The organism is Streptomyces ipomoeae 91-03, from assembly GCF_000317595.1.
Classification (GTDB): domain Bacteria; phylum Actinomycetota; class Actinomycetes; order Streptomycetales; family Streptomycetaceae; genus Streptomyces; species Streptomyces ipomoeae.
The window spans coordinates 1-5,395 of the sequence record NZ_AEJC01000306.1; the positions used below are offsets into that span (position 1 = coordinate 1).

General features: G+C 70.0%; 4 protein-coding genes. 1 reads left to right on the forward strand and 3 read right to left on the reverse strand.

The annotated features are described in order from the left end of the window. Positions 1–63 precede the first annotated feature (63 nt). Positions 64–1,110 carry an LLM class flavin-dependent oxidoreductase gene (locus STRIP9103_RS20535; protein WP_009315996.1) on the reverse strand — a complete coding sequence of 349 codons (1,047 nt, stop codon included), beginning with the start codon at positions 1,108–1,110 and terminating at the stop codon, positions 64–66. 330 nt (positions 1,111–1,440) lie between these two features. On the opposite strand from STRIP9103_RS20535, the gene STRIP9103_RS20540 reads away from it, so the two are divergent. Then, positions 1,441–2,268, forward strand: coding sequence for a hypothetical protein (locus STRIP9103_RS20540; RefSeq protein ID WP_009315992.1), 828 nt, complete (start codon positions 1,441–1,443; stop codon positions 2,266–2,268). A 187-nt stretch (positions 2,269–2,455) separates the two neighbouring features. Here STRIP9103_RS20540 and disA read toward each other — a convergent pair whose 3' ends face one another. Beyond that, the gene (gene disA, locus STRIP9103_RS20545) at positions 2,456–3,580 is read right to left on the reverse strand and encodes a DNA integrity scanning diadenylate cyclase DisA (RefSeq protein WP_009315988.1); all 1,125 of its coding nucleotides are present in this window, start codon (positions 3,578–3,580) and stop codon (positions 2,456–2,458) included. Positions 3,581–3,661: 81 nt separating this feature from the next. Further along, positions 3,662–5,071, reverse strand: coding sequence for a DNA repair protein RadA (gene radA, locus STRIP9103_RS20550; protein WP_009315987.1), 1,410 nt, complete (start codon positions 5,069–5,071; stop codon positions 3,662–3,664). Between the last annotated feature and the right edge of the window lie 324 nt (positions 5,072–5,395).

Here is a 5,395-nt window from a genome sequence, read left to right on the forward strand (position 1 = left end):
GAAGGGGCAGCCGCCCCTGGGGATGGGAATGGGTAGGGGCGGCGGGGGCGAAAAACGCCGGGCTCAGACGGCCGCACACCAGCCCAGCTCCGGCCCCAACTTCGTGGCGATATCCGTGAGAATCTGCACATAGTCCTCATGATCGAAGGTGAACGGCAACGCGAAGGCCACCTCATCGATCTCACGGAACGCCACATGCGCACGCAACCGCTCACCGATCTCGGCCGACGTCCCGACCAGATCGGGCGCGAAGAGCAGCCGCCCCGGCCCCTGCGGCGCGAAGGTCCGAGGCAACCGCGCCGCCGCATACGCCTCGTACTTCGCCCGCTGCTCCGCCGTCGCGGAATCGGTCGGGATGACGACGAGCCCCTGCGAGACCCGAGCACGCTCCCCGTCGGGATGACGCGCCCGGAACTCCCGCACATGGGACAGCTGAATCTCGGCGAAGTCGAGCGTCCCTGACGAGTCGTCGGCTCCATCGGCCTTGACGACGCTGCTGGTAAGGAAGTTCATCCCGTTCTCACCGGCCCACCGAGCCGATCGCAGGCTGCCACCCCCGTACCACATACGACCACCCAACCCCGCCGACTGCGGCTGCACGCGGTCCGAGAAGACCTCGAACCCCTCCGTGCCACTGAAGTCGGTGGCCGGCTCCCCGCGCACGAAGTCGAGGAGCCGCCGTACCCGTTCGAAGCCGAAGTCCTCGGCATCGGCGGTGTCCGGGTACAGCGCCGACTTGACGGTATCGTAGTGCATCGGCGGTCCCACGCTGACACCGGGGTTGAGCCGACCGCCGGAGAGCAGGTCGACCGTGGCCAGGTCCTCGGCGAGACGGAGCGGGTTCTCCCAGCCCAACGGGATGACGGCCGTGCCGAGTTCGATACGGGTGGTGCGCTGGGAGGCGGCGGCGAGGACGGCGACGGGGGAGGAGATGCCGTACTGCAGATGACGATGGCGCAGCCAGGCGCTGTCGAAGCCGAGCCGTTCGCCCAGCTCGATGATCTCCAGTGTCGACTCGTGGCCCCGGCGGGGGTCCGCCCCGTCGAACAGCCCGATGGTCAGAAAGCCGAGCTTCCGCAACGGCCTTGAATCCGGCGACACGGCGTTCATCGTCTCCTCCAGCGTGTTCCGGTGGTGAGGACGATTGTGGCAGGGGGGTGCGGGAGCCGACGGTCGGCCGGTGGCCGGGCCGCAGTTGTGGCCAGAGCTGCAAGGGACGCGACCGCGAACGGTTCGGAGAATGTGGAGAGTTGGTGATGCCGGACGACGCCACTGCCATCACGGACCGTATGTAGTCGACCCTATCGGTCACACTCCGCGATCACGAGCCGCACCGTACCGCTCATGACGGGGGCTACCGGGATGATGATCCGGAAAAGTTGAGGTTCCGGGCGGCGGGTGGGGCAAGGGAAGTCCCGGATCTCTCGTACAGTTTGCGCCGTGGGATCTCTGCGCAATCCGGTCGGGCCGCTTCCCTCCACCATCTACTGGCGACGGAGGGCAATTCTGCTGGCCGTCGTCGGTGTCCTCGTGCTACTGGTCGTCTGGGTGGTCACCAGCGGTGGCGGTGGCGGCGGGAACAACGCGGGCGAGCCCAACGGCAAGAATCCCGCGCCCTCCATCACTCCCGGGCCGTCCGGTTCCGGGCCCGCGATCAGCGAAGCGCCGGGCGGGCGTGACGAGTCGGGCGACGAGTCCAGCGCCGGGGGCGACAGTTCGGGGTCGAGTGGTGGCACGGGGTCCGGCTCCGAGAACGGCGGGACCGCCGGCGACACCGGTGCCGCCGGGGGCGGTACGTCGGACGGCGGGGCCAACGGCAGTGGCGGAAGCACCTCCGGCGAGCAGGTTCCGGCGAGTTCCGCTCTTCCCGTCTGCACCGGCAGCGCCGTGAAGTTGAGCGTGCGCAGTGTGCGTAACTCCTACGAGCCCGGTACGAACCCCACGTTCGAGCTTGTCGCCCGTAACTCCTCCGGCAGCGACTGCAAGCTCGACCTCGGGCCTGACCACACGGTGGTGACGATCACCAAGACCGGGGCCGACGCGGCGTTCTGGTCTTCCGACGACTGCCATGAGAGTGCGGGCAGCCTGTTCTTCCGGGTACCGGCGGGTGACGAGGTCACCTACGCGCTGGAGTGGAACCGGGATCCCAGCGCGCCCAACTGTGCGACGCCGTCGGCGGGTTCAGCGCCGGCCGGGACGTACTGGGTCGAGGCCACGGCACCGGGTCTGGGGGAGGCGCGTCAGTCCTTCGTGTTGGAGAAGGACTGACGGCAGGCAGAGTCCCGGGGACCGTTCTTCCAAGAGCTCGGTCGGTGCGGGATTCGGGAGCGGCTGCGGGTTCGTCGGGGTTGGCTCTGGGGTCGTCGTGATTGCTCGCCCCATGCGGCGGAGCCACCCATCGACACAACCCCGCGCCCCTTACGGGGGCGCGCACGCCTCGGCCGGCCGCCGGAGGCTACACGTAGCGCTCCAGGATCGACGACTCCGCCAAGCGCGACAGGCCTTCCCGTACGCTTCGCGCTCGGGCCTCGCCCACGCCGTCCACCGTTTGGAGGTCGTCGACGCTCGCGGCCAGGAGTTTCTGGAGACCGCCGAAGTGTTCCACCAGGCGGTCGATGATGGCGCCGGGGAGGCGGGGGACCTTGGCCAGGAGGCGGAAGCCTCGGGGGGAGACCGCGGAGTCCATGCCTTCGGGCGAGCCGGTGTAGCCGAGGGCCCGGGCGACGGTGGGGAGTTCGAGGAGTTCGGCGTGGGTGAGGGCGTCGAGTTCGGACAGGGCCTCGTCGACCGTACGGGAACGTTTGGCCGTGGGTTCGGGGACGTAGTCCCGGACGACCAGTTCGCGTTCCGGTTCGACGCCCGCGATCAACTCGTCGAGCTGGAGGGCCAGGAGGCGGCCGTCCGTGCCCAGTTCCACCACGTATTCGGCGATTTCGGTGGCGATACGGCGAACCATCTCCAGTCGCTGGGAGACCGCCGAGACATCCCGGACGGTCACCAGGTCCTCGATCTCCAGCGCCGACAGCGTGCCCGCGACCTCGTCGAGACGGAGCTTGTAACGCTCCAGAGTGGCAAGGGCCTGGTTCGCGCGGGAGAGGATCGCCGCCGAGTCCTCCAGGACGCGGCGCTGCCCGTCGACGTAGAGGGCGATCAGACGCATGGACTGGGAGACCGAAACGACCGGGAAGCCTACCTGTTTGCTGACGCGGTCGGCGGTGCGGTGGCGGGTGCCGGTCTCTTCCGTGGGGATCGTGGGGTCGGGGAGCAGTTGGACGCCCGCGCGCAGGATCTTCGACAGGTCCGAGGACAGCACGATGCCGCCGTCCAGCTTGCACAGTTCACGCAGGCGCGTGGCCGTGAACTCGACATCCAGCACGAAACCGCCCGTACACATGGCTTCGACGGTCTTGTCGGAGCCGAGGACGATGAGTCCGCCCGTGTTGCCGCGGAGCACCCGCTCCAGGCCGTCGCGCAATGGGGTGCCCGGTGCCACAGCGCTCAGTGAGGCGCGCATCAGGCCATCGGAACCGGCACTCCCACCGGACTTTCCGGGAGCTGCTGCCCGGTCGTTGGCTGCCACTGCACTCCTCCGGTCGCAGGTTCTGGGGCGCTCCCGTTTCGCACATGTGGTTCGTACGGACGGGCGAGACCTGGGCAAAGTCTACCGGCGGTCCTCCTCCTCCCGTGGGGCCTCTCGTCGACGCGATCGGGGCAGTACCCGCAGGGCGTCCCCCACGTCGGCGACTTCCAGGACCTTCATACCGGGAGGAATCTTGCCGGGATCGGACGGAACGAGCGCGTGGGTGAAGCCGAGGCGGTGGGCTTCGGAGAGGCGGCGTTGGACGCCCGTGACCCTTCTGACCTCACCGGCGAGCCCCACTTCGCCGATCGCCACGAGGTTCTTGGGGAGCGGGGTGTCGCTCGCCGCCGACGCCAGGGCGAGCGCGATCGCGAGGTCCGCGGCAGGTTCGGAGAGCTTCACGCCGCCGACCGTCGCCGAGTAGATGTCCCGCTTGCCCAGGGCGCTGATTTTTCCGCGCTGCTCCAGGACGGCCAGCACCATCGAGACACGGGAGGTTTCGAGGCCGCTTGTTGTGCGGCGGGGGGAGGGGAGCTGCGAGTCGACTGTGAGGGACTGCACTTCGGCGACCAGCGGGCGGCGGCCCTCCAGGGTGACGGTGAGGCAGGTGCCGGGAACCGCTTCGTCGCGGCGGGTCAGGAACAGGCCGCTCGGGTCGGCGAGGCCCGTGATGCCCTCGTCGTGCAGCTCGAAGCAGCCGACCTCGTCCGTGGCGCCATAGCGGTTCTTGACGCCGCGGACCAGGCGGAGGCGGGCGTGGCGGTCGCCCTCGAAGTGCAGCACGACGTCGACGAGGTGTTCGAGGAGGCGGGGGCCCGCGATCGCGCCGTCCTTGGTGACGTGGCCCACCAGGAGCGTCGCCATACCGCGTTCCTTCGAGGCGCGGATGAGGGCGCCGGCGACCTCGCGGACCTGGGCCATGCCGCCGGGGGCGCCGTCGATCTCCGGGGATGCGACGGTCTGTACGGAGTCGAGGATGAGGAGGGAGGGTTTGACCTCGTCCAAGTGGCCGAGGACTGCGGACAGGTCGGTCTCGGCCGCGAGATAGAGGTGGTCGTGAAGGGCGTCGATGCGGTCCGCCCGGAGGCGGACCTGGCTGGCCGACTCCTCGCCGGTGACGTACAGGGTGGGGTGCTCCGCGCTGGCCGACTTCGCGGCCACGTCCAGGAGGAGCGTGGACTTGCCCACGCCGGGTTCGCCGGCGAGGAGGACCACGGCGCCGGGGACGAGGCCGCCGCCCAGGACTCGGTCGAGTTCGGGGACGCCGGTGGTGCGGGCGGTGGCCTGGCGGCCGTCCACCTGGCCGATGGGGAGGGCGGACGTGGTGACTCGGCCGGGGGTTGTCGTACGGACCGCGGGGGTGCCGTACTCCTCGATCGTGCCCCATGCCTGGCATTCGGGGCAGCGACCGAGCCACTTGGCCGTCTGCCAGCCGCATTCTGTGCAGCGGTAGGACGGGCGGTCCTTGGTGGATTTGGTACGGGCAGCCATGGGGGAACCGTATCCGAGGCCACGGACAGTCGGGGGTGGGGCGAGGTGGGGCGGGGCGCGCCTGGGGGCTCGGGGGGTTCTGGGGTGTGGCGTGTGCGGGTGGTTCGTGGCTGGTCGCGCCCGCGCGGCGGAGCCGCATATGTCACAGCCTCGCGCCCCTTTGAGTAGCGGCTGCGCCGCTCTCCGCGTGCGGGTGGGTGGTGGGTCGGGGCTGTGCCGGTGCGTCGGCCCGTCGCCAGGTGCGGGGTGCCTCCGGCGGTTGGGCGGGGGTGCGCCTGGGGGTGCGTGGGTGGGTCGGGGCCGTGCCGGTGTGTCAGCCCGTCG

Excerpts from the sequence above, each read along its gene's own strand:
- radA (WP_009315987.1), bottom strand. The coding sequence starts at position 5,071 with ATGGCTGCCCGTACCAAATCCACCAAGGACCGCCCGTCCTACCGCTGC.
- STRIP9103_RS20535 (WP_009315996.1), bottom strand. The coding sequence starts at position 1,110 with ATGAACGCCGTGTCGCCGGATTCAAGGCCGTTGCGGAAGCTCGGCTTT.